We start from the raw sequence: 22,822 nt of genomic DNA, 5'->3' as shown, positions 1-22,822 counted from the left end.
GTGCCCGGTGACGAAAAGGCCGTCGGAGTAGCGGTACTCGGGTTGGGCAACGTCGGCAGCGAAGTCGTCCGCATCATCGAGGACAGCGCCGAGGACCTGGCCGCCCGCATCGGCGCGCCGTTGGTGCTGCGCGGGATCGGGGTGCGCCGCGTCGCGGCCGACCGCGGGGTTCCGGTCGGCCTGCTGACCGACAACATCGAAGAGCTGGTCTGCCGCGAGGACGTCGACATCGTGGTCGAGGTGATGGGCCCGGTGGAGCCGGCCCGCAAGGCGATCCTGTCCGCGCTGGAGCACGGCAAGTCCGTCGTCACTGCCAACAAGGCGTTGCTGTCCACCTCCACCGGGGAGCTGGCGCAGGCGGCCGAAAACGCCCACGTCGACCTGTATTTCGAGGCGGCGGTCGCGGGCGCGATTCCGGTGATCCGTCCGCTCACCCAATCGCTGGCCGGCGACACGGTGCTGCGGGTGGCCGGCATCGTCAACGGCACCACCAACTACATCCTGTCCGCGATGGACAGCACCGGCGCCGACTACGACAGCGCCCTGGCCGACGCCGGAGCGCTGGGCTACGCCGAGGCCGACCCCACCGCCGACGTCGAAGGCTACGACGCCGCCGCGAAGGCCGCGATTTTGGCGTCCATCGCCTTTCACACCCGGGTGCACGCCGACGACGTCTACCGCGAGGGCATCACCAAGATCACCCCCGCCGACTTCGCGTCCGCGCGATCCCTCGGCTGCACCATCAAGCTGCTGTCCATCTGCGAGCGGATCACCGGCGACGATGGCCAGCAACGGGTTTCGGCGCGCGTCTACCCCGCGCTGGTGCCGCTGTCGCATCCGTTGGCCACGGTCAACGGCGCGTTCAACGCGGTGGTGGTCGAGGCCGCGGCCTCGGGGCGGCTGATGTTCTACGGCCAGGGGGCCGGCGGCGCGCCCACCGCCTCGGCGGTCACCGGCGACCTGGTGATGGCCGCGCGCAACCGCGTCCTCGGCAGCCGCGGCCCCAGGGAGTCGAGGTATGCCCAACTCCCCATCGCCCCAATGGGTCTCATCTCCACCCGCTACTACGTCAGCATGAACGTCGCCGACGAGCCGGGCGTGTTGTCCTCGGTGGCGGCGGAATTCGCCAAGCGCGAGGTGAGCATCGCCGAGGTTCGCCAGGAAGGCATGGTGGACGAGGACGGCCGGCGGGTGGGAGCCCGCGTCGTGGTGGTCACGCACACCGCCACCGACGCCGCCCTTTCCGAAACCGTCGATGCGCTCGCCGATTTGGATGTCGTGCAGAGCGTGACAAGCGTGCTGCGACTGGAAGGAAACGGCCTGTGAGCGTCCCCCGGACGGCCACCCATCAACCCTGGCCGGGAGTGATCGCGGCGTACCGCGACCGGTTGCCGGTCGGCGACAACTGGACCCCGGTCACGCTGCTCGAGGGCGGTACCCCCCTGATCGCGGCGACCCGGCTCTCCGAAAGGACCAGCTGCACCGTCCATCTCAAGGTCGAGGGCCTCAATCCCACCGGCTCCTTCAAGGATCGGGGCATGACGATGGCCGTCACCGACGCCGTGGCCCGCGGCCAGCGGGCGGTGTTATGCGCCTCCACCGGCAACACCTCCGCCTCGGCAGCGGCGTACGCCGCGCGCGCCGGGATCACCTGCGCGGTGCTGATCCCGCAGGGCAAGATCGCGATGGGCAAGCTGGCGCAGGCGGTGATGCATGGCGCCAAGATCGTCCAGATCGACGGCAACTTCGACGACTGCCTGGAATTGGCCCGCAAGATGGCCGCCGACTTCCCGACCATCTCGCTGGTGAACTCGGTCAACCCCGTGCGCATCGAGGGGCAGAAGACGGCCGCGTTCGAGATCGTCGACGCGCTGGGCGCCGCGCCCGACATCCACGCCCTTCCGGTCGGCAACGCCGGCAACATCACCGCTTACTGGAAGGGCTACACCGAGTACCACCAGGAAGGCGTGATCGACAAGCTGCCGCGGATGCTCGGGGCCCAGGCCGCCGGCGCGGCCCCCCTGGTGCTCGGCAAGCCGGTCAGCCACCCCGAGACCATCGCGACCGCGATCCGCATCGGCGCCCCGGCGTCATGGACGGCCGCCGTCGCGGCCCAGCAACAATCCAACGGGCGCTTCCTGGCCGTCACCGACGAGGAGATCCTGGCGGCATATCACCTGGTGGCCGCCTCCGAGGGTGTCTTCGTCGAGCCCGCATCCGCGGCCAGCATCGCGGGGCTGCTCAAGGCCGTCGACGACGGCTGGGTGGCGCGCGGCTCGACGGTGGTGTGCACGGTGACCGGCAACGGCCTCAAGGACCCCGACACCGCGCTGAAGGACATGCCGACCGTGTCAGCGTTGCCGGTGGATCCGGTGCTCGTCGTCGAGCAATTGGGTCTCGCGTAAGAAATGAACGCCCAGATGCTGCCCGCCGGGCTGGTGGCGAGCGCCGTGGTGTCGGCGTCCAGCGCCAACCTGGGTCCGGGGTTCGACAGCATCGGCCTGGCATTGAGCCTGTGCGACGAAGTCGTCGTGGAGACAACGGATTCCGGCTTGGTCGTGGTGGTCGAGGGCGAGGGCGCCGGGCAGGTGCCGCTCGACGCCGAACACCTGGTGGTGCGCGCCATCCAACGCGGGCTGCGCGCCGTCGGGGCCGCCGCCCCCGGCCTGGTGGTGCGCTGCCGCAATGCCATCCCGCACTCCCGCGGTCTCGGCTCCTCGGCGGCCGCCGTCGTCGGGGGACTCGCGGTGGTGAACGGCCTTGTCGCGCACACGGATTCGGCACCGCTGAGCGTTGATCGGCTGATCCAGTTGTGCTCGGAATTCGAGGGGCATCCCGACAACGCCGCGGCCGCGGTGCTGGGCGGCGCGGTGGTTTCGTGGACGGACCGCACCGGCGCCGAGCCCCGGTATTCGGCGGTGTCGCTGCGACTACACCCGGACATCCGGCTGTTCTGCGCGATTCCCGAGGAACGCTCGCTGACCGCCGAGACCCGCGTGCTGCTGCCCGGCCGGGTCAGCCACGAGGACGCGAGTTTCAACGTCAGCCGCGCCGCATTGCTGGTGGTCGCCCTCACCGAACGGCCGGACCTGCTGATGCCGGCCACCGAGGATGTGCTGCACCAACCGCAGCGCGCCCCGGCGATGCGGGAATCGGCGGAATATTTGCGGGTGCTGCGGCGTCATAACATCGCGGCGACGCTTTCTGGGGCCGGTCCCTCGCTCATCGCGCTGAGCACGGAGCCGGAGTTACCCACGGAAGCGCTGGAGTACGGGGCCGCACATGGATTTACCCTCACCAAGATGACCGCCGGCGAAGGAGTTCGCTGGAGCCCGGGCGTCACCGTCGCCGGTTAATCCACAGCGTGGCGGGAGGGTTTGCTTGCTTCCGACAGGGATGCAGGTTATCCTCGGAGCCGTCCAGCAATCGCAGCATCTGCATCTGCACACATACTGCCTTGCCGCTAGGACAACACCAATTCTTCTCGTAAACGAGGTTCGCCGTCTTCTCCGCTGATCCCGGGCGACCACCGTCACAGAGTCGATGATTGGGCGCACTCGCCAATTTGGCTGAATGCAACGACCCCCCGTATGACCCGATCAGCGGGGGAAGAAAGGATATCCGTGACTGATACGGACCTCTTCACGGCTGGCGAAAGCACCGACAGCAATCCGGTGCCGGACGCCGTGACCACAGACACTCCCGATGTCAAAACCAACGCCTCGACAGGCTCCCTGTCCACCATGGTGCTGCCCGAGCTGCGTGCGCTGGCTAACCAGGTCGGCGTCAAGGGAACGTCGGGGATGCGCAAGAACGAACTCATCGCCGCGATAAAGGAAATCAGGGCACAGGCCAACGGGACTTCGGCCCCGGCCGCCCCGCAGGAAAGNTGCCGCGCAGGTCGTCGCGCAGGGGCAGGTCGTCCAGCGTCGGATTTGTGGGTTCGGTCATCGCTCGAACCTCCGCCGTACCGCCTCGCCGTGCGCCGGCCGACGCGCCGGTGGCCCAAGCGGAACAGAACGGGTCCACCGAGGCGCCGCGCCGGGAACGGCGCAACGCCAACCGCGACGCGGGATCGCCCGGTCGCACGCCCGACGAGCAGGATCGCGAGGACTCCGGCAACCGCAAGGGCGGGGGCAATCCCGACGCGGACAAACGCCAAGGGGGCCAACGGGACACCAAGAGCGACGAGCGGGGACAAGACTCCGGCGGCGACCAGGGTTCGGGTGGCCAGCAGTCACGCGGCGGGTCCAACCAACAGGACGACGACGGTGAGGGCCGTCAGGGCCGGCGGGGACGCCGGTTCCGCGATCGCGACCGCAGGCGGCGCGGTGAGCGCTCGGGCGATGGCGCCGACGCCGAACTGCGCGAGGACGACGTCGTCCAGCCGGTCGCCGGAATCCTTGACGTTCTCGACAATTACGCGTTCGTGCGCACCTCCGGCTACCTGGCCGGCCCGCACGACGTCTACGTCTCGATGAATATGGTGCGCAAGAACGGCCTGCGCCGCGGCGACGCGGTGACCGGCGCGGTTCGGGTGCCCCGGGACGGCGAGCAGCCCAACCAGCGGCAGAAGTTCAACCCGCTGGTGCGCCTGGACAGCGTCAACGGCGGCTCCGTCGAGGACGCCAAGAAGCGGCCCGATTTTTCCAAGCTGACGCCGTTGTACCCGAACCAGCGGCTGCGCCTGGAAACCACGCCCGACCGGCTGACCACCCGGGTCATCGACCTGATCATGCCGATCGGCAAGGGCCAGCGCGCGCTGATCGTCTCGCCGCCCAAGGCGGGCAAGACGACGATCCTGCAGGACATCGCCAACGCGATCACCAAGAACAACCCGGAATGCCACCTCATGGTCGTCCTCGTCGACGAGCGGCCCGAGGAGGTCACCGACATGACGCGCTCGGTCAAGGGCGAGGTCATCGCCTCGACCTTCGACCGGCCGCCGTCGGACCACACCTCGGTCGCCGAATTGGCGATCGAACGGGCCAAGCGCCTCGTCGAGCAGGGCAAGGACGTCGTGGTGCTGCTGGACTCGATCACCCGCCTGGGCCGCGCCTACAACAACGCGTCGCCCGCCTCGGGCCGGATCCTGTCCGGCGGTGTCGACTCCACCGCGCTGTATCCGCCCAAGCGTTTCCTGGGCGCCGCCCGCAACATCGAGGAAGGCGGGTCGCTGACCATCATCGCCACCGCGATGGTCGAGACCGGCTCCACCGGTGACACGGTCATCTTCGAGGAGTTCAAGGGCACCGGTAACGCCGAGCTCAAGCTGGACCGCAAGATCTCCGAACGCCGGGTCTTCCCCGCGGTCGACGTGAACCCGTCCGGCACCCGCAAGGACGAGCTGCTGTTGTCGCCCGACGAGTTCGGCATTGTGCACAAGCTGCGTCGCGTGCTGTCGGGTCTGGACCCGCACCAGGCCATCGACCTGCTGATGTCCCAGCTGCGCAAGACGAAGACCAACTACGAGTTCCTGGTGCAGGTGTCCAAGACGACCCCGGGGTCGATGGACAACGACTAGTCAGCGACCAGCGTCGCAAGCTGTGGCGGACACGCTGCAGCAACTGCTCCGTGAGCGGGTAGACCAGGACACGCCGGCGCTGAAGTACGGCGACCGGGTCTGGACCTGGCGTGAGTACGTGGCCGACGCCGCCGCCACCGCGGCCGCCGTCATCCGGGCCGCTGACGCGGGCCGCCCGCTGCACGTCGGCGCGCTGCTGGGCAACACCCCCGAGATGCTGACCGCCATGGCATCGGCCGCGCTCGGCGGGTACGTGCTGTGCGGCGTCAACGACACCCGCCGCGGCGCCGCGCTGGCCAGGGACATCCTGCACGCCCATTGCCAGATCCTGCTGACCGATCCGGCGCACAAAGCGCTGCTCGACGGCCAGGACCTGCCCGGTGTGCAGGTGTTCGACGTGTCCGGTGAATCCTGGGCTGCGCTGCTGGAGCGCGCCGGGCCGCTGACCCCCCATCGCGAGGTCGCCCCCACCGACACGTTCATGATGATGTTCACCTCGGGAACCAGCGGCGAGCCCAAGGCGGTGCAGGTCACCCACCTGACCGTGCTGTTCGCCGGCGCCACGTTGATCGCGCGGTTCGGTCTCGACGCGTCCGATGTCTGCTACCTGTCGATGCCGCTGTTCCACGCCAACGCGCTCTTTGCCGGTTGGAGCGTGGGGGTGGGCGCCGGCGCGGCGATGGTCCCCGCGACGTTCTCGGCGTCCGGGCTGCTGCCCGACCTGCGCCACTACGGGGCGACCTTCATGAACTACGTCGGCAAACCGCTGGCCTTCGTGCTGGCCACGCCGGAACGGCCCGATGATCGCGACAACCCGCTGCGCGTCGCGGTCGGCAACGAGGCGAGCGATCGCGACATCGCCGAGTTCAGCAGGCGGTTCGACTGCACGGTGTGGGACGGCTTCGGGTCCACCGAGGGCGCGATCATCATCACCCGCGAGGAGGGCTGCCCGCCCGGGTCGCTGGGCCGCGGCTTCCCCGGCGTGGCCATCTACGACCCGGACACGCTGGCCGAGTGCCCGCCCGCCGCCTTCGACGGGGACGGCGCCCTGGCCAACGGCGACGAGGCGATAGGGGAGCTGGTCAACACCACCGGCGCCGGCCTGTTCGCCGGCTACTACAACGACCCCGAGGCCACCGACGAGCGCCTTCGGCACGGCATGTTCTGGTCCGGCGACCTGGCCTATCGCGACGCCGACGGGTGGATTTACTTCGCCGGGCGCAGCGGCGACTGGCTGCGCGTCGACGGCGAGAACATGACCACGGCGCCCATCGAGCGGATTCTGCAGCGGTTGGCGCCGGTCAGCCACGTCGCGGTGTACGCGGTGCCCGACGAGCACGTCGGCGACCAGGTCATGGCGGCAATCGTGCTGGCCGACGACGCGCGGCTGACGCCCGAGGAGTTCGGCCAGTTCCTGGCCGCCCAGCCCGACCTGTCGCCCAAGGCGTGGCCCCGCCACGTCTGGCTCACCGATCGGCTGCCGACGACCGCGACCAACAAGATCCTCAAGCGCGAGCTGACCGCGCGCGGCGCCAACCCCCGCGGTGGGGTGCTGTGGACCCGCGGCGCAAAAAGCCGCGTCTACCGCGACACGTAAAGCACGCACACGACACGCCGATCAGAGTCGCACTGGCTGATATCTCGACGAATCGTGAGCTGTCCCCACACCCGGGAATGCGTGGGGGCAGCTCCGCGTTTGGGCTGATGTAGGTTGACCTGGCATAATCGACGGTCGACTACCCCCGAGGACCAGTTCAGGTCCCAGGAGTTCGCGCCGGGGCGCAAACGATCGAAGAGGACATGATGAAAGCTGATATTCACCCCGCCTACGGGGAGACCACCGTGCACTGCGGGTGCGGAAACACCTTCACCACGCGCAGCACCAAGCCCGGCGGCAACATCGTCGTCGAGGTCTGCTCGCAGTGCCACCCCTTCTACACCGGCAAGCAGAAGATCCTCGACAGCGGTGGCCGGGTGGCCCGCTTCGAGAAGCGCTACGGCAAGCGCAAGGCCGCAGCCGACAACGGCGAGTCGACCGACAAATAGCTGGCTTACCGACGCCCGAACTGTGCCCAAAGCCGCACAGGCCGGGCGTCGGTTCGTGTTCGGGGCAGGAGGTGTGAGATGACGCAGCCGGTGCAGACCATCGACGTGCTGCTGGCCGAACACGCCGAGCTCGAGCAGCGGCTGGCCGACCCCGAACTGCACAGCAATCCCGACGAGGCGCGCAAGGCCGGACGCCGGTTCGCCCGGTTGGCCCCAATCGTGGGCACCTACCGCAAGCTGGCGGCCGCGCGCGGCGACCTCGAGACGGCCCGCGAGCTGGCCGCCGACGACGAGTCGTTCGCCGACGAGGTGACCGAGCTGGAGGCGCGGGTCGCCGAGCTGGACACCCAACTGACCGACATGCTCGCACCGCGCGATCCCCACGACGGGGACGACATCGTGCTCGAGGTCAAATCCGGTGAGGGCGGCGAGGAATCGGCCTTGTTCGCCGCCGACCTGGCCCGGATGTACATCCGCTACGCCGAGCGGCACGGCTGGACGGTCACGGTGCTGGACGAAACCACCTCCGATCTGGGCGGTTACAAGGACGCGACGCTGGCCATCTCCAGCAAGGGCGACACCGCCGACGGGGTGTGGTCGCGGATGAAGTTCGAGGGCGGCGTCCACCGGGTGCAACGCGTTCCGGTGACGGAATCCCAAGGGCGCGTTCACACTTCGGCGGCCGGCGTGCTGGTCTACCCCGAGCCTGAGGAAGTCGCCGAGGTGCAGATCGACGAGTCGGATCTGCGCATCGACGTCTACCGCTCGTCCGGGAAGGGCGGCCAGGGCGTCAACACCACCGACTCCGCGGTGCGGATCACGCACCTGCCCACGGGAATCGTCGTCACCTGCCAAAACGAACGGTCCCAGCTGCAGAACAAGGCGCGCGCCCTGCAGGTGCTGGCCGCGCGGCTGCAGGCCCTCGCCGAGGAGAAGGCGCTGGCCGACGCCTCGGCCGATCGGGCCAGCCAGGTCCGCACCGTCGACCGCAGCGAACGGATCCGCACCTACAACTTCCCGGAGAACCGCATCACCGATCACCGAATCGGTTTCAAGGCGCACAATCTGGATCAGGTACTCGACGGCGACCTCGACGCGTTGTTCGACGCCCTCGGCGCCGCCGACAAGCAATCGCGGCTGCAACACGCATGACTGCACTGCGGCGCGCGATCGACTCGGCCGCGGCGCGACTCGCCGAAGCCGGGATCGATTCCGCCCGGTACGACGCCGAGGAGTTGGCCGCCCACCTGGTCGGCGCCGAACGAAGCCAGCTGACCCTCATCGCGGCTCCCGACGACGAATTCTTCGGGCGTTACCGCGACATCGTTGCCGCGCGCTCGCGGCGAGTTCCGTTGCAGCACCTCACCGGGGTGGCGGCGTTCGGGCCGGTGACGCTGCGGGTGGGCCCCGGCGTGTTCATCCCGCGCCCGGAGACCGAGGCCATGCTGGAATGGGCCACCGCGCAGCCGCTGAACGCTCGGCCCGTGATCGTCGATGTGTGCACCGGCTCGGGCGCTTTGGCCGCGGCCCTGGCCCGCCACCGTCCCGCCGCTCGGGTCATCGGCATCGATGACTCCGACGCGGCCCTGGCCTACGCGAGGCACAACACCGAGGGCACCGCCGTCGAGCTGGTGCGCGCCGACGTGACCACTCCCGGATTGCGTGCCGACCTGGACGGACTGGTCGACCTGGTGGTGTCCAACCCGCCCTACGTTCCCGACGGCAGCGCCGTGGAAGCTGAAGTGGCCCAACATGATCCGCCACATGCGGTGTTCGGCGGGGCGGACGGGATGGCGGTGATCGCCGCCGTCCTCCGGCTCGCGGGGCGCTGGCTGCGCCCGGGCGGCCTCTTCGCCGTCGAGCATGACGACACCACGTCCGCCCGGACAGTCGAATTGATCGACAGCACAGGACTTTTCGCGGACATCGAGGCCCGGGACGATCTGGCCGGACGGCCGAGGTTCGTGACGGCCCGACGGGGGGAGCCGTCGTGACCTCCGTCTTCGACTGCGCCGACCCCGACCAGCGCTCGCTCGGCATCGCCTCGGCCGCCGGCGCCCTGAAGAGCGGCCGGCTCGTCGTGCTGCCCACCGACACCGTGTACGGCATCGGCGCCGACGCGTTCGACAGCACCGCGGTGGCGGCGCTGCTCGCGGCGAAGGGCCGCGGCCGCGACATGCCGGTTGGGGTGCTGGTCGGCTCCTGGCACACCATCGAGGGCCTGGTCTACACGATGCCCGACGGGGCGCGCGACCTGATCCGTGCCTTCTGGCCCGGCGCGCTGAGCCTGGTGGTGCGGCAGGCGCCGTCGTTGCAGTGGGACCTCGGCGACGCCCGGGGCACCGTGATGCTGCGGATGCCGTTGCATCCGGTCGCCATCGAGCTGCTGCGCGAGGTCGGGCCCATGGCGGTGTCCAGCGCGAACGTCTCCGGCCGCCCACCCGCGGTCGACGCCGCCGAGGCGCGCAGCCAACTCGGCGACCTGGTCGACGTCTATCTCGACGCGGGCCCGGCGCGGCAGCAGGCCGCCTCCACGATTGTCGACCTCACCGATGACACCCCGCGCATCCTGCGCGCCGGTCCGGTGAGCGCCGAGCGGATCGCGGAAGTGCTTGGCATGGACGCGGGAAGCCTGATCGCCTAGCGCAACGCGGCCAATCCCGTCTCAGGTTGGTGCAGTACGGTTTCGTTGGTGTCCAGCCTTGCCGGTGGTCTGCTCGCCCTGTCCGATCGCGGCGCCGGCGTCCCGCTGCGCGAGCTCGCACTGGTTGGCCTGACGGCGGCCATCATCACCTACTTCGCGACCGGTCCGGTGCGGGTGCTGGCCACCCGGTTGGGAGCGGTCGCCTACCCGCGGGAACGCGACGTGCACGTGACGCCCACCCCGCGCATGGGCGGCCTCGCGATGTTCGTCGGCGTCGTCTCGGCCGTCTTCCTGGCTTGGCAACTCCCGGCACTTACCCGCGGATTCGTCTACTCCACCGGCATGCCCGCCGTCCTGGTGGCGGCCGCGGTGATCGTGGGCATCGGCCTGATCGACGACCGCTGGGGACTGGACGCCCTGACCAAGTTCGCCGGCCAGATCACCGCGGCCAGCGTGCTGGTCACGATGGGCGTCGCCTGGAGCGTCCTGTACATCCCGATCGGCGGGGTCGGCACCATCGTGCTGGACCAGGCCTCCTCGATCCTGCTCACCCTGGCGCTGACCGTGTCGTTCGTCAACGCGATGAACTTCGTCGACGGGCTCGACGGCCTGGCCGCCGGGCTGGGACTGATCATGGCGATGGCGATCTGCATGTTCTCGGTCGGCCTGCTGCGCGACCACGGCGGCGACGTGCTGTTCTATCCGCCCGCCGTCATCTCCGTCGTGATCGCGGGGGCCTGTCTGGGGTTCTTGCCGCACAACTTCCATCGGGCCAGGATCTTCATGGGCGATTCCGGCTCGATGCTGATCGGCCTGATGATCGCCGCAGCGGCCACGACCGCCGCCGGCCCCGTCTCGCAGAACGCCTACGGCGCCCGCGACGTGTTTGCTCTGCTGTCACCGTTCCTGCTGGTGGTGGCCGTCATTTTCGTGCCGATGCTCGACCTTCTACTGGCGATAGTGCGCCGCACCCGCGCGGGCCGCAGCGCGTTCAGCCCGGACAAAATGCACCTGCATCACCGGTTGCTGCAAATCGGGCATTCCCATCGCCGGGTGGTCCTGCTCATCTATCTGTGGGTGGGCATCGTCGCGTTCGGCGCCGCGAGCTCCATCTTTTTCAACCCGCGCGACACCGGTGCGGTCATGCTGGGCGCGATCGTGGTCGCCGGAGTGGCCACCGCGATCCCGCTGCTGCGCCGCCGCGACGACTACCAAAACGTGGACTTGGACTGACGAAACGCGCCTACGACACGCGGTAGTAGCGGTGCCGCTCGTATGGTACGGTGCAGGTAGAACCCCAAAAAGAGACCTTGAGGGTTGCCGGCCAGCCGGCCCGTCGGACGTCCGTCCGAGCGCGCCGATTCACGACCGACGTAGGGAGCTACCCCTTGGGGGATTGCCCTGTGACGTGCGATACGCTCGGCGGGCCACCGATCGGTCGGTCGGGGGTTCCCCGTTTCACTACCTGGGATTGAGGTGCTGCAGTGACGACGCCAGCGCAGGACGCGCCGTTGGTGTTTCCCTCTGTTGCTTTCCGTCCGGTTCGGCTGTTTGCGATCAGCCTCGGGATCACCGCGCTGGCGATCCTCGCCGCCGGATTGCTCGGTCACCTCATGGTCGGTGTGTTCTTCGGAATCGGGTTGTTCCTGGGTTTGCTCAACGCGCTGCTGGTACGGCATTCGGTGGATTCGATTACCGCGCGGGAGCACCCGCTGAAAAGGTCGATGGCGGTCAATTCGCTGTCGCGGCTGGCCATCATCACCATTGTCGGGCTGATCATCGCCTACGTTTTCCGGCCCGCGGGATTGGGCGTGCTTTTCGGCCTGGCGCTGTTCCAGGTGCTGCTCGTCGTGGCGACCGCGCTGCCGGTGTGGAAGAAGTTGCGCACGGGCGAACCGGGGCCGGCATCGGCCGTTGAGGCCCTGGAAGACACTGACGGAAGGAGCGCCGGCGATGATTGAGACGTTCCTGGCCGGTTCCCAGATCGAGGTCGGCGAGCACACCACCGCAAAGTGGCTCGGGATGACCGTCAACACCGACACCATCCTGTCGACGGCGATCGCCGCGGTGATCGTCCTCGCCCTGGCTTTCTTCCTGCGCGCCAAGATCACGTCGAGCGGCGTCCCCAGCGGAGTCCAATTGTTCTGGGAGGCGCTCACTATTCAGATGCGCGACCAGATCGAGGGCGCCATCGGGATGCGGATCGCGCCGTTCGTGCTGCCGCTGGCGGTCACGATCTTCGTGTTCATCCTGATCTCCAACTGGTTGTCGGTGCTGCCGCTGCAGTACACCGACAAATCCGGTCAGACCACCGAATTGCTCAAGTCGGCCGCGGCGGACATCAATTACGTGTTGGCGCTGGCCCTCTTCGTGTTCGTCTGCTACCACGTGGCCGGGATCTGGCGCCGCGGCATCATCGGGCACCCGATCAAGGTGCTCAAGGGGCACGTCGCGTTCCTGGCGCCCATCAACCTGGTCGAAGAACTGGCGAAGCCGATCTCGTTGTCGCTCCGACTTTTCGGCAACATCTTCGCCGGCGGCATCCTGGTGGCGCTGATCGCGCTCTTCCCCGCCTACATCATGTGGTTGCCCAACGCCATCTGGAAATCGTTCGACCTGTTCGTCGGGGCGATCCAGGCCTTCATCTTCTCGATCCTGACCATCTTGTACTTCAGCCAGGCCATGGAGCTGGAGGAGCACCATGACTAGAACGCTCACCAAACGTTCTGGCACACAAACGATCACAAGATAACGCTAGATAAGGAGAAACACATGGACCCCACTATCGCTGCCGGTGCCCTCATCGGCGGTGGACTGATCATGGGTGGCGGCGCTATCGGAGCCGGTATCGGTGACGGTGTCGCGGGCAACGCGCTGGTTTCGGGTATCGCGCGGCAACCCGAGGCGCAGGGCCGCTTGTTCACGCCGTTCTTCATCACCGTCGGTCTGGTTGAGGCGGCCTACTTCATCAACCTGGCGTTCATGGCGCTGTTCGTCTTCGCTACTCCCGTCACGTAGTTCGCTGTGATGGGTGACTCGAACGCCATTGTGCTGGCGGCCGGCCAGGCAGTAGCAGAGGGAGGCAAGGGGGGCGGCAACTTCCTTGTCCCCAACGGCACGTTTTTCTTCGTGCTGGCCATCTTCCTCATCGTGCTCGCCGTCATCGGCACCTTCGTGGTCCCGCCGATCCTGAAGGTGCTGCGCGAGCGCGACGCGATGGTCGCCAAGACCCAGGCCGACAACAAGAAGTCGGCCGAGCAGTTCGAAGCCGCCCAGGCCGATTACGAAGAAGCCATGAAGGAAGCGCGCGTGCAGGCGTCGTCGTTCCGCGACAACGCCCGCGCCGAGGGCCGTAAGGTCGTCGACGACGCGCGCGCCCGTGCCGAGCAAGAAGTGATGTCGACGCTGCAGCTGGCCGCCGAGCAATTGAAACGGGAAAGGGACGCCGTGGAACTGGATCTGCGCGCCAACGTGGGGATCATGTCGGCGACCCTGGCCAGCCGAATCGTCGGTGTCGACATCGCGCCCGCCGCCGCGTCCACCTCCGCCACCGAGTCGTCCGGGCGGTAATCAGCAAATGTGGACTTTCGTCGGACAGTTGTTCGGGTTTGCGGTCATCGTGGCTCTGGTAGTGCGATATGTCGTGCCGCCCGTGCGCAAAATGATGACCGCCCGGCAGGAGCTGGTGCGCCAGCAGTTGGCCGATTCGGCGAAGGCCGCCGATCGGCTGACCGAGTCGACGACCGCCCACAGCAAGGCGGTTGAGGCCGCCAAGGAAGAGGCAGAAAAGGTCGTCGAAGAGGCCAAGACGGACTCCGAACGCATCACCGAGCAATTGCAGGCCCAGGCCCTGGTCGAGGCCGACCGCATCAAAGCGCAGGGCACCCGCCAGGCAGAGCTGCTGCGCGCGCAGTTGACCCGGCAACTCCGCCTCGAGCTCGGACACGAATCCGTGCGCCAGGCAGGGGAATTGGTGCGCAACTACGTCGCCGACTCCGAACATCAGTCGGCCACCGTCGATCGGTTCCTGGACGATCTGGAAGCCATGGCGCCGGCACCCGCCGAGGTCGCCTACCCGTTGCTGGCGAAGATGCGCTCGGCCAGCCGGGAGGCGCTGCGCGCCCTGTCGGATCGGTTCGGCACCATCGCCAAGGACCTCGACAACAAAGCGCTGTCCTCCCTCTCCAGCGAGCTGGTGGCGGTGGCCAAAATGCTGGACCGCGAAATCGTGGTCACCCGCTACCTCACCGTGCCCGCCGAAGACGCGGCACCGCGGGTCCGGCTGATCGAACGACTGGTGTCCGACCAGGTCGGCGACGCCACGCTCGACGTGTTGCGGACGGCGGTGTCCGAACGCTGGTCGGCCAACACGGATTTGGTCGACGCCATCGAACACATTTCGCGGCAAGCCTTGCTGGAGGTCGCCGAACGCGAAGAAAAGGTCGATGAGGTCGAAGACCAATTGTTCAGGTTCTCGCGCCTTCTCGACGAGCAGCCGCGGCTTGCCATCCTGTTGGGCGATTACGGTTCCCCTGCCGAAGGCCGGATCGGCTTGCTGCGCAAGGTGCTTGAGAGCTCGAGCACGCGGGTAAACCCCGTGGCGCTGGCACTGCTGACCCAGACGATCGAGCTGCTGCGGGGCGAGCCCGCCGAGGTGGCCGTGAAGTTCCTGGCGGAAGTCGCGGTGGCACGCCGCGGCGAGATCGTCGCGCAGGTCACTGCCGCGGCCGGGCTCAGCGATACCCAGCGCGCCCATCTCACCGAAGTTCTCAGCCGCATCTATGCCCACCCGGTGACGGTGCAGTTGCAGATCGACCCCGACTTGCTGGGCGGGCTGTTGATCTCGGTGGCCGACGAGGTGATCGACGGGACGCTCTCCTCTCGTCTGGCCGCGGCCGAGGCCCAGCTGCCCGACTGAACACATCAGCTATAACCCCACGAACGAAGATCAAGTAGGAAGACGAAAAGCCATGGCAGAGTTGACAATCTCGGCTGACGACATCCAGGGCGCCATCGAGGAGTATGTAAGCTCCTTCACCGCCGACACCTCGCGCGAGGAAGTCGGCACGGTCGTCGACGCCGGGGACGGCATCGCGCACGTCGAGGGCTTGCCGTCCGTCATGACTCAGGAGCTGCTCGAGTTCCCGGGCGGTGTCCTCGGCGTCGCCCTCAACTTGGACGAGCACAGTGTCGGCGCGGTCATCCTGGGTGACTTCGAGAAAATTGAAGAAGGCCAACAGGTCAAGCGCACCGGCGAGGTCCTGTCGGTGCCGGTCGGCGACGCGTTCTTGGGCCGGGTCGTCAATCCGCTGGGGCATCCGATCGACGGGCGCGGGGACATCGAGACCGACGTGCGGCGCGCGCTGGAGCTCCAGGCGCCGTCGGTGGTCGAGCGTCAAGGCGTCAAGGAGCCCCTGCAGACGGGGATCAAGGCCATCGACGCCATGACGCCGATCGGCCGCGGCCAGCGCCAGCTGATCATCGGCGACCGCAAGACCGGCAAAACCGCGGTCTGCATCGACACCATCCTCAACCAGCGGCAGAACTGGGAGTCCGGCGACGAAAGCAAGCAGGTGCGTTGCGTGTACGTGGCCATCGGCCAGAAGGGCACCACCATCGCCGCCGTCCGTCGCGCGCTGGAAGAGGGCGGCGCGATGGACTACACCACCATCGTCGCGGCGCCCGCGTCTGACGCCGCCGGCTTCAAATGGCTTGCCCCGTATACCGGTTCGGCGATCGCCCAGCACTGGATGTACGGCGGCAAGCACGTCCTGATCGTGTTCGACGACCTCAGCAAGCAGGCCGAGGCCTACCGCGCGATCTCGCTGCTGTTGCGCCGCCCGCCGGGCCGCGAGGCCTACCCGGGCGACGTGTTCTACCTGCACTCGCGGCTGTTGGAGCGCTGCGCCAAGCTTTCCGACGAGCTCGGTGGCGGCTCACTGACGGGCCTGCCGATCATCGAGACCAAGGCCAACGACATCTCGGCCTACATCCCGACCAACGTCATCTCGATCACCGACGGGCAGTGCTTCCTCGAGTCCGACCTGTTCAACCAGGGTGTCCGGCCCGCCATCAACGTCGGCGTCTCGGTGTCCCGCGTCGGCGGCGCCGCGCAGATCAAGGCGATGAAGGAAGTGGCGGGCTCGTTGCGGCTGGACCTGTCGCAGTACCGCGAATTAGAGTCCTTCGCTGCTTTCGCCTCCGATCTGGACGCCACCTCCAAGGCGCAGCTGGAGCGCGGTGAGCGGCTGGTCGAACTGCTCAAGCAACGGCAGTACCAGCCCATGCCGGTCGAGGAGCAGGTGGTTTCGATCTTCCTGGGCACGGGCGGCCACCTGGACTCGGTGCCCGTCGAGGACGTCAGGCGGTTCGAAACGGAACTGCTGGACCACATGCGCGCCTCGGAAGAGAAGTTCCTGGCCGGGATCCGCGACACCCAGAAGCTGTCCGAAGAGGGCGAGAACCAGCTCACCGAGATCATCAAGAAGTTCAAGAAGGGCTTCGCGGCCTCCGACGGCGGGTCGGTGGTGCCCGACGAGCACGTCGAGGCTTTGGACGAGGAAGACCTGGCAAAGGAGTCGGTGCAGGTCAAGAAGGAGAAGCCGAAGAAGGAATCCAAGGACTCCAAGAAGGACAAGAAGTAGCTAACAATGGCGGCCACACTTCGCGAATTGCGCGGCCGAATTCGTTCGGCAGGGTCGATCAAAAAGATCACCAAGGCCCAGGAGATGATCGCGACGTCGCGCATCGGCAAGGCGCAGGCCCGGCTGGAATCCGCGCGGCCCTACGCCTTCCAGATCACCGCGACGCTCACCACCCTGTCCGCCGAGGCCGCTCTCGACCACCCGCTGCTGGTCGAGCGAGAGGAACCGAAGCGGGCTGGCGTCCTGGTGGTGTCCTCCGACCGGGGATTGTGCGGCGCCTACAACTCCAGCGTCTTCCGTCGCTCCGAGGAGCTGTTCTCCCTGATGCGGGAGGAAGGAAAGACGCCGGTGCTGTACACGGTCGGCCGTAAGGCGTTGAACTACTTCAAGTTCCGCAACTGGGACATCACCGATTCCTGGACGGGCTTCTCCGAGCAACCCACCTACGAAAACGCCACGGAGATCGCCTCGACCCTGGTCGACGCGTTCATGAAGGGCACCGGCGACGACGAGGGGCAGCAGTCGGAGGGCGTCCAGGGCGTCGACGAATTGCACATCGTCTACTCGGAGTTCAAGTCGATGATGTCGCAAACCGCGGTGGCCCACCGCATCGCGCCGCTGGTGGTCGAGTACGTCGAGGAAGAACCCGAGCTGCACACCCTTTACTCGTTCGAGCCCGATGCGACAACGCTTTTTGAGGCTTTACTGCCGCGGTACCTGACCACCCGCGTCTATGCGGCGCTCTTGGAAGCCGCGGCATCGGAGCTGGCGTCGCGCCAACGAGCGATGAAGTCGGCAACCGACAACGCGGACGACCTGATCAAAGAGCTGACGCTGATGGCGAACCGCGAGCGGCAGGCCCAGATCACCCAGGAGATCAGCGAAATCGTCGGCGGCGCAAACGCGCTCGCCGACGCTAAGTAGCGCACGAGGAAGAAGAAAAATGACTGCCACTGACCAGAAGACCAAAGACACCGGGAAGTCCGCGGACACCGACACCAGCGGCCGGGTGGTGCGCGTGACCGGCCCCGTCGTCGACGTCGAGTTCCCGCGCGGCTCGGTCCCCGAACTGTTCAACGCGCTGCACGCCGACATCACCTACGAGGCGATGGCCAAGAAGCTCACGCTGGAGGTGGCGCAGCACCTGGGCGACAACCTGGTGCGCACGATCTCGTTGCAGCCCACCGACGGACTGGTGCGCGGCGTCGAGGTCACCGACACCGGCAAACCGATCTCCGTGCCGGTGGGCGAGGACGTCAAGGGCCACGTCTTCAACGCCCTGGGCGACTGCCTGGACGAGCCGGGGTACGGAGAGGACTTCGACCACTGGTCGATCCACCGCAAGCCGCCGGCCTTCGAGGACCTCGAGCCGCGCACCGAGATGCTCGAAACCGGCCTGAAGGTCGTCGACCTGCTGACCCCGTACGTGCGTGGCGGCAAGATCGCCCTGTTCGGCGGTGCCGGTGTCGGTAAGACGGTGCTCATCCAGGAGATGATCAACCGTATCGCCCGAAACTTCGGTGGCACTTCGGTTTTCGCCGGCGTGGGTGAGCGCACCCGCGAGGGCAACGACCTGTGGGTGGAGCTCAAGGAAGCCGACGTGCTCAAGGACACCGCGCTGGTGTTCGGTCAGATGGACGAGCCGCCCGGCACCCGTATGCGGGTGGCGCTGTCCGCGCTGACGATGGCCGAGTGGTTCCGCGACGAGGCCGGCCAGGACGTGCTGCTGTTCATCGACAACATCTTCCGGTTCACCCAGGCCGGCTCCGAGGTGTCGACGCTCCTCGGTCGCATGCCGTCGGCGGTGGGCTACCAGCCCACGCTGGCCGACGAGATGGGTGAGCTGCAGGAGCGCATCACCTCGACGCGAGGCAAATCGATTACCTCCATGCAGGCCGTGTACGTGCCCGCCGACGACTACACCGACCCGGCGCCGGCCACCACGTTCGCTCACCTGGACGCCACCACCGAGCTGTCGCGTTCGGTGTTCTCCAAGGGCATCTTCCCCGCGGTGGACCCGCTGGCGTCGAGCTCGACGATCCTGGACCCCGGTGTCGTCGGTGACGAGCACTACCGCGTGGCACAGGAAGTCATCCGAATCCTGCAGCGCTACAAGGACCTTCAGGACATCATCGCCATCCTCGGCATCGACGAGCTGTCCGAGGAGGACAAGCAGCTGGTGCAGCGCGCCCGGCGCATCGAGCGGTTCCTGTCGCAGAACATGATGGCCGCCGAACAGTTCACCGGCCAGCCCGGTTCGACGGTGCCGGTGAAGGAGACCATCGAGGCGTTCGACAAGCTGACTAAGGGCGACTTCGACCACATCCCCGAGCAGGCCTTCTTCCTGATTGGCGGCCTCGACGACTTGGCCAAGAAAGCCGAAAGCTTCGGCGCCAAGCTCGATTCCTGAGGTTGAGTCGAAAGGTATTGGCATGGCTGAATTGAACGTTGAGATCGTCGCCGTCGACCGGAAGATCTGGTCGGGTGAGGCAACGTTCCTGTTCACCCGCACCACCGTCGGCGAGATCGGCATCCTGCCCCACCACATCCCACTGGTCGCACAGCTGGTGGACGACGCCATGGTGCGTGTCGAACGCGAAGGCGAGGACGACCTGCGGGTCGCGGTGGATGGCGGGTTCCTGACGGTGACCGAGGAACAGGTCAGCATCCTGGCCGAATCGGCTGAGTTCGAGTCGGAGATCGACGAGAGCGCCGCCAGGGAAGCAGCCGAGTCCGACGATCCCCGCATCGCCGCGAGGGGGCGCGCCAGACTGCGCGCCGTCGGCGCGATCGACTAACGCCGTCGATGAGCGCGCCCATGGTCGGCATGGTCGTGCTCGTCGTCATGCTGGGGGCCGCCGTCCTCGCACTGAGCTATCGGCTGTGGAAGCTGCGCCAGGGCGGAACGGCCGGGATCATGCGGGACATCCCCGCCGTCGGCGGGCACGGCTGGCGGCACGGCGTGATCCGCTATCGCGGCGGTGAGGCCGCCTTCTACCGGCTGTCCAGCCTGCGTTTGTGGCCGGACCGCCGGCTCAGCCGGCGGGGCGTGGAGATCGTGGCCCGGCGTGCGCCGCGCGGCGACGAATTCGACATCATGACCGACGAGATCGTCGTGCTGGAGCTGCGCGACACGACGCAGGACCACAGGTCCGGTTACGAGCTCGCGCTCGACAAGGGCGCCCTGACCGCATTCCTGTCCTGGCTGGAATCCCGTCCCTCACCGCGCGCACGCCGTCGCAGCGTGTGACTACCACGGGCTGACCGTCTGGCAGCCGTATTCCTCGGGCGCGACGTCGCGCACCGTTTCGCTGAACTGCCAGCGATGCCCCGCGAGATCCTCGACGGTGCATTCCCGTTCGCCGTAGTCGCGGTCGACGGGCGGCTCCAACACTTTCGCACCGGCCGCCCGGGCGCGTTCGAACTGGCCGTCCACGTCGGCGACCCGCACCTTGATCTCGTGCGTGACGACGCCGGCCGTCGGCGGTCGCCGCTCACCGGCGACGTCCGCGACGATCATGGCCCCGTCCGCGCCGATGCCCAGCTGTGCGCGGTGGCACTCGCCGATCCGGGTTCGCTCGACGAAGCCGAAGGCCGCGGCGAGCCAGTCCACCGCCGCGCGCACGTCCGGGTAGAAAAGCACGGGGATCACGGCGACCGGCGGGATCGATCGGTTGTGTTTCATTGCGGCACTGTAGCTTAGCTTTCATCGGACGTCGCCGCCCGGCTTCCAAAGCACGTCCCCCTCGGGGTTGGCCGCCCGGGCCAGGATGAACAGCAGGTCCGACAGCCGGTTCAGGTACTTCGCCGGCAGCACGCTGACCCCGTCGGGCAGGGAATCGATCGCGGCCCACGCTGAGCGCTCGGCCCGCCGCACCACGGTGCGAGCGACGTGCAACAGCGCCGACAGCGGCGAACCTCCGGGCAACACAAAGGAATTCAGCGCCGGCAGGGGCTCGTTGTACTTGTCGCACCATGCTTCGAGGCGATCGATGTAGGCCTGGGCAACGCGCAGCGGGGGATATTTGGGGTTTTCCACCACCGGCGTCGACAGATCCGCGCCGGCGTCGAACAAGTCGTTCTGGATCTGCCGCAGCACGCCCGCGATTTCCCCGTCGGGCCGACCGAGGGCGATCGCGACGCCGATCGCGGAGTTGGCCTCGTCGCAGTCCGCGTACGCCACCAGGCGGGGATCGTTCTTGGAGACCCGGGAGAAATCGCTCAACCCAGTCGTCCCGTCGTCGCCGGTTCGGGTATATATGCGGGTCAGGTGGATCGCCATGAGAAAACGGTACTCGGCCGGCCGCCTCGCTCGGCCGCGCGGAGCGCATCGTCGTCAAGCGAGGCTGACTGACAAGCCGAAACCGCTTCACTAAACTGACGCGGGTGACTGAGCGATTCGTGGTGACCGGCGGAAACCGGTTGTCCGGCGAAGTCGCCGTCGGGGGCGCCAAGAACAGCGTGCTCAAGCTGATGGCCGCGACCCTGCTGGCCGAGGGCACCAGCACCATCACCAACTGCCCCGACATCCTCGACGTGCCACTGATGGCCGAGGTCTTGCGCGGCCTGGGCGCCACCGTCGAACTCGACGGCGACGTCGCCCGCATCACCTCACCCGACGAGCCCAAGTACGACGCCGACTTCGCGGCGGTGCGACAGTTCCGCGCCTCGGTCTGCGTGTTGGGCCCGCTGGTCGGCCGCTGCAAACGCGCCAGGGTCGCGCTCCCGGGCGGGGACGCGATCGGGTCGCGCCCGCTGGACATGCATCAGGCGGGCCTGCGGCAGCTCGGCGCGCAGTGCAACATCGAGCACGGATGCGTGGTCGCCCAGGCGGACACCTTGCGCGGCGCGGAGATTCAGCTGGAGTTCCCGTCCGTGGGGGCCACCGAGAACATCCTGATGGCCGCCGTCGTGGCCGAGGGCGTCACCACTATTCATAACGCGGCGCGCGAACCGGACGTGGTCGATCTGTGCACGATGCTCAACCAGATGGGCGCGCAGATCGAAGGCGCGGGTTCGCCGACCATGACGATCACCGGCGTCCCGCGGTTGCATCCGACGGAACACCGCGTGATCGGCGACCGCATCGTGGCCGCCACCTGGGGCATCGCCGCCGCGATGACGCGCGGCGACATCGAGGTGACCGGCGTCGACCCGGCCCACCTGCAGGTGGTGCTGCACAAGCTGCACGACGCGGGTGCCACGGTCACCCAGACCGACAGCAGCTTCCGCGTGGCCCAGTACGAGCGCCCGAAGGCGGTCAACGTCGCGACGTTGCCTTTTCCCGGGTTTCCGACCGACCTGCAGCCGATGGCGATCGCGCTGGCCTCGATCGCGGACGGCACGTCGATGATCACGGAAAACGTGTTCGAGGCGCGCTTCCGGTTCGTCGAGGAGATGATCCGGCTGGGCGCCGACGCCCGCACCGACGGGCACCACGCCGTCGTGCGGGGCCTGCCGCAACTTTCCAGCGCCCCGGTGTGGTGTTCGGACATCCGGGCCGGCGCCGGCCTGGTGCTGGCCGGGCTCGTCGCCGACGGCGACACCGAGGTCCACGACGTCTTCCACATCGATCGCGGCTACCCGTTGTTCGTGGAAAACCTGGCGATTTTGGGAGCGGAGATCGAGCGGGTAGAGTAGTCAAAGTCAGTGCCCCACAAGGGCGGTCACCCCGCGAGGGGGACCGAAACCGGGGAATTGACTCCCTCGCCGGATCGGTACTAGCCTGGCACGGCTGCCCCGCAGCGGTCACCACACAAGATGGCCAAAACTGGGGCTTGACGCCTCCGCCGGAACGGTATTAAGCTGGCAGGGTTGCCCGGAAGCGGGCGAAAACAAGCATGAGTGTTGTTTGAGAACTCAATAGTGTGTTTGGTCTTTTTAATTTGTTGTTGTTTTTTGGCCATACTCTGCACTCCCCGTGTGTGGGTATGGCCGTTTTTTTGATGCCAGTATATTGGCGTC

Annotated in this window: 22 protein-coding genes and 1 pseudogene; 21 read left to right on the top strand and 2 right to left on the bottom strand. The window is 67.5% G+C overall.

Annotated features, from left to right (window positions below):
- The 20 genes and pseudogenes from BN4348_RS47585 to BN4348_RS47485 all read left to right on the top strand — a co-directional run bounded on the left by BN4348_RS47585 (nucleotide 1) and on the right by BN4348_RS47485 (nucleotide 20,108).
- Nucleotides 1–1,326, top strand: a complete 1,326-nt coding sequence (locus tag BN4348_RS47585) for a homoserine dehydrogenase (protein ID WP_066914689.1) — start codon at nucleotides 1–3, stop codon at nucleotides 1,324–1,326.
- The gene (gene thrC / locus BN4348_RS47580) at nucleotides 1,323–2,405 is read left to right on the top strand and encodes a threonine synthase (protein ID WP_066914688.1); all 1,083 of its coding nucleotides are present in this window, start codon (nucleotides 1,323–1,325) and stop codon (nucleotides 2,403–2,405) included. Before BN4348_RS47585 ends, thrC begins: the two co-directional genes overlap by 4 nt.
- A 3-nt stretch (nucleotides 2,406–2,408) precedes the next feature.
- Entirely contained in the window at nucleotides 2,409–3,356 is a 948-nt protein-coding gene (gene thrB, locus BN4348_RS47575; RefSeq protein ID WP_096866172.1) for a homoserine kinase, read from the top strand.
- Nucleotides 3,357–3,623: 267 nt separating this feature from the next.
- A pseudogene (rho, locus tag BN4348_RS47565) lies at nucleotides 3,624–5,524 on the top strand (transcription termination factor Rho).
- A gap of 22 nt (nucleotides 5,525–5,546) precedes the next feature.
- Nucleotides 5,547–7,121: a fatty-acid--CoA ligase FadD1 gene (fadD1, locus tag BN4348_RS47560; protein ID WP_066914687.1), complete on the top strand. Its 1,575-nt coding sequence runs from the start codon at nucleotides 5,547–5,549 to the stop codon at nucleotides 7,119–7,121.
- 206 nt (nucleotides 7,122–7,327) lie between these two features.
- Nucleotides 7,328–7,570: a 50S ribosomal protein L31 gene (rpmE, locus tag BN4348_RS47555; RefSeq protein WP_066914959.1), complete on the top strand. Its 243-nt coding sequence runs from the start codon at nucleotides 7,328–7,330 to the stop codon at nucleotides 7,568–7,570.
- Between the two features lie 78 nt (nucleotides 7,571–7,648).
- Entirely contained in the window at nucleotides 7,649–8,722 is a 1,074-nt protein-coding gene (gene prfA, locus BN4348_RS47550; RefSeq protein WP_066914686.1) for a peptide chain release factor 1, read from the top strand.
- Entirely contained in the window at nucleotides 8,719–9,564 is an 846-nt protein-coding gene (prmC, locus tag BN4348_RS47545) for a peptide chain release factor N(5)-glutamine methyltransferase (protein ID WP_066914685.1), read from the top strand. Before prfA ends, prmC begins: the two co-directional genes overlap by 4 nt.
- Complete coding sequence (locus BN4348_RS47540; protein WP_066914684.1) at nucleotides 9,561–10,214, top strand: L-threonylcarbamoyladenylate synthase; 654 nt, start codon at nucleotides 9,561–9,563, stop codon at nucleotides 10,212–10,214. The genes prmC and BN4348_RS47540 overlap by 4 nt, the downstream gene beginning before the upstream one ends.
- 45 nt (nucleotides 10,215–10,259) lie before the next feature.
- Nucleotides 10,260–11,447, top strand: a complete 1,188-nt coding sequence (locus tag BN4348_RS47535; RefSeq protein WP_211145743.1) for a glycosyltransferase family 4 protein — start codon at nucleotides 10,260–10,262, stop codon at nucleotides 11,445–11,447.
- A gap of 251 nt (nucleotides 11,448–11,698) precedes the next feature.
- Complete coding sequence (locus BN4348_RS47530; protein WP_066914682.1) at nucleotides 11,699–12,175, top strand: ATP synthase subunit I; 477 nt, start codon at nucleotides 11,699–11,701, stop codon at nucleotides 12,173–12,175.
- Nucleotides 12,168–12,923, top strand: coding sequence for a F0F1 ATP synthase subunit A (gene atpB, locus BN4348_RS47525; protein WP_066914681.1), 756 nt, complete (start codon nucleotides 12,168–12,170; stop codon nucleotides 12,921–12,923). The genes BN4348_RS47530 and atpB overlap by 8 nt, the downstream gene beginning before the upstream one ends.
- 63 nt (nucleotides 12,924–12,986) lie before the next feature.
- Nucleotides 12,987–13,232, top strand: a complete 246-nt coding sequence (locus BN4348_RS47520; RefSeq protein WP_066914680.1) for a F0F1 ATP synthase subunit C — start codon at nucleotides 12,987–12,989, stop codon at nucleotides 13,230–13,232.
- Nucleotides 13,233–13,241: 9 nt separating this feature from the next.
- Nucleotides 13,242–13,784 (top strand): F0F1 ATP synthase subunit B, encoded by a 543-nt coding sequence (locus tag BN4348_RS47515; RefSeq protein ID WP_066914679.1) that lies wholly within the window; start codon nucleotides 13,242–13,244, stop codon nucleotides 13,782–13,784.
- A gap of 7 nt (nucleotides 13,785–13,791) precedes the next feature.
- Nucleotides 13,792–15,132 (top strand): F0F1 ATP synthase subunit B/delta, encoded by a 1,341-nt coding sequence (locus BN4348_RS47510; protein ID WP_066914678.1) that lies wholly within the window; start codon nucleotides 13,792–13,794, stop codon nucleotides 15,130–15,132.
- 52 nt (nucleotides 15,133–15,184) lie between these two features.
- On the top strand, nucleotides 15,185–16,858 hold the full coding sequence (gene atpA / locus BN4348_RS47505) for a F0F1 ATP synthase subunit alpha (protein ID WP_066914677.1): 1,674 nt from the start codon (nucleotides 15,185–15,187) through the stop codon (nucleotides 16,856–16,858).
- A 6-nt stretch (nucleotides 16,859–16,864) separates the two neighbouring features.
- A complete protein-coding gene (locus tag BN4348_RS47500; protein ID WP_066914676.1) occupies nucleotides 16,865–17,782 on the top strand; it encodes a F0F1 ATP synthase subunit gamma in 918 nt (305 codons plus the stop codon).
- A gap of 19 nt (nucleotides 17,783–17,801) precedes the next feature.
- Nucleotides 17,802–19,268: a F0F1 ATP synthase subunit beta gene (atpD, locus tag BN4348_RS47495; protein WP_066914675.1), complete on the top strand. Its 1,467-nt coding sequence runs from the start codon at nucleotides 17,802–17,804 to the stop codon at nucleotides 19,266–19,268.
- A 22-nt stretch (nucleotides 19,269–19,290) separates the two neighbouring features.
- On the top strand, nucleotides 19,291–19,656 hold the full coding sequence (locus BN4348_RS47490) for a F0F1 ATP synthase subunit epsilon (protein ID WP_066914674.1): 366 nt from the start codon (nucleotides 19,291–19,293) through the stop codon (nucleotides 19,654–19,656).
- A gap of 8 nt (nucleotides 19,657–19,664) precedes the next feature.
- Nucleotides 19,665–20,108 (top strand): DUF2550 domain-containing protein, encoded by a 444-nt coding sequence (locus tag BN4348_RS47485; protein WP_066914673.1) that lies wholly within the window; start codon nucleotides 19,665–19,667, stop codon nucleotides 20,106–20,108.
- Here the strand turns inward: BN4348_RS47485 and BN4348_RS47480 are convergent, their stop codons facing one another.
- Together BN4348_RS47480 and BN4348_RS47475 are read right to left on the bottom strand one after the other, a co-directional pair.
- Nucleotides 20,109–20,543, bottom strand: a complete 435-nt coding sequence (locus tag BN4348_RS47480; RefSeq protein ID WP_066914672.1) for a VOC family protein — start codon at nucleotides 20,541–20,543, stop codon at nucleotides 20,109–20,111. It abuts the gene before it with no gap.
- A gap of 21 nt (nucleotides 20,544–20,564) precedes the next feature.
- On the bottom strand, nucleotides 20,565–21,140 hold the full coding sequence (locus BN4348_RS47475; protein WP_066914671.1) for a cob(I)yrinic acid a,c-diamide adenosyltransferase: 576 nt from the start codon (nucleotides 21,138–21,140) through the stop codon (nucleotides 20,565–20,567).
- 104 nt (nucleotides 21,141–21,244) lie between these two features.
- Between BN4348_RS47475 and murA the strand changes: the two genes are divergently transcribed.
- Nucleotides 21,245–22,498 (top strand): UDP-N-acetylglucosamine 1-carboxyvinyltransferase, encoded by a 1,254-nt coding sequence (gene murA / locus BN4348_RS47470; protein WP_066914670.1) that lies wholly within the window; start codon nucleotides 21,245–21,247, stop codon nucleotides 22,496–22,498.
- Nucleotides 22,499–22,822: the final 324 nt, after the last annotated feature.

The organism is Mycobacterium interjectum (assembly GCF_900078675.2).
In the GTDB taxonomy this organism is placed as follows: Bacteria; Actinomycetota; Actinomycetes; order Mycobacteriales; family Mycobacteriaceae; genus Mycobacterium; species Mycobacterium interjectum.
This window is presented reverse-complemented; position numbering and strand designations above follow the sequence as displayed.

What these genes read in the sequence shown, in the direction of transcription:
- BN4348_RS47480 (WP_066914672.1), bottom strand. Translation starts at nt 20,543, where the DNA reads ATGAAACACAACCGATCGATCCCGCCGGTCGCCGTGATCCCCGTGCTT.
- BN4348_RS47510 (WP_066914678.1), top strand. Translation starts at nt 13,792, where the DNA reads ATGTGGACTTTCGTCGGACAGTTGTTCGGGTTTGCGGTCATCGTGGCT.
- prfA (WP_066914686.1), top strand. Translation starts at nt 7,649, where the DNA reads ATGACGCAGCCGGTGCAGACCATCGACGTGCTGCTGGCCGAACACGCC.
- prmC (WP_066914685.1), top strand. Translation starts at nt 8,719, where the DNA reads ATGACTGCACTGCGGCGCGCGATCGACTCGGCCGCGGCGCGACTCGCC.
- rpmE (WP_066914959.1), top strand. Translation starts at nt 7,328, where the DNA reads ATGAAAGCTGATATTCACCCCGCCTACGGGGAGACCACCGTGCACTGC.
- atpA (WP_066914677.1), top strand. Translation starts at nt 15,185, where the DNA reads ATGGCAGAGTTGACAATCTCGGCTGACGACATCCAGGGCGCCATCGAG.
- BN4348_RS47485 (WP_066914673.1), top strand. Translation starts at nt 19,665, where the DNA reads ATGAGCGCGCCCATGGTCGGCATGGTCGTGCTCGTCGTCATGCTGGGG.
- BN4348_RS47520 (WP_066914680.1), top strand. Translation starts at nt 12,987, where the DNA reads ATGGACCCCACTATCGCTGCCGGTGCCCTCATCGGCGGTGGACTGATC.
- thrB (WP_096866172.1), top strand. Translation starts at nt 2,409, where the DNA reads ATGAACGCCCAGATGCTGCCCGCCGGGCTGGTGGCGAGCGCCGTGGTG.
- BN4348_RS47515 (WP_066914679.1), top strand. Translation starts at nt 13,242, where the DNA reads ATGGGTGACTCGAACGCCATTGTGCTGGCGGCCGGCCAGGCAGTAGCA.
- atpD (WP_066914675.1), top strand. Translation starts at nt 17,802, where the DNA reads ATGACTGCCACTGACCAGAAGACCAAAGACACCGGGAAGTCCGCGGAC.
- BN4348_RS47490 (WP_066914674.1), top strand. Translation starts at nt 19,291, where the DNA reads ATGGCTGAATTGAACGTTGAGATCGTCGCCGTCGACCGGAAGATCTGG.
- atpB (WP_066914681.1), top strand. Translation starts at nt 12,168, where the DNA reads ATGATTGAGACGTTCCTGGCCGGTTCCCAGATCGAGGTCGGCGAGCAC.
- BN4348_RS47475 (WP_066914671.1), bottom strand. Translation starts at nt 21,140, where the DNA reads ATGGCGATCCACCTGACCCGCATATATACCCGAACCGGCGACGACGGG.
- BN4348_RS47500 (WP_066914676.1), top strand. Translation starts at nt 16,865, where the DNA reads ATGGCGGCCACACTTCGCGAATTGCGCGGCCGAATTCGTTCGGCAGGG.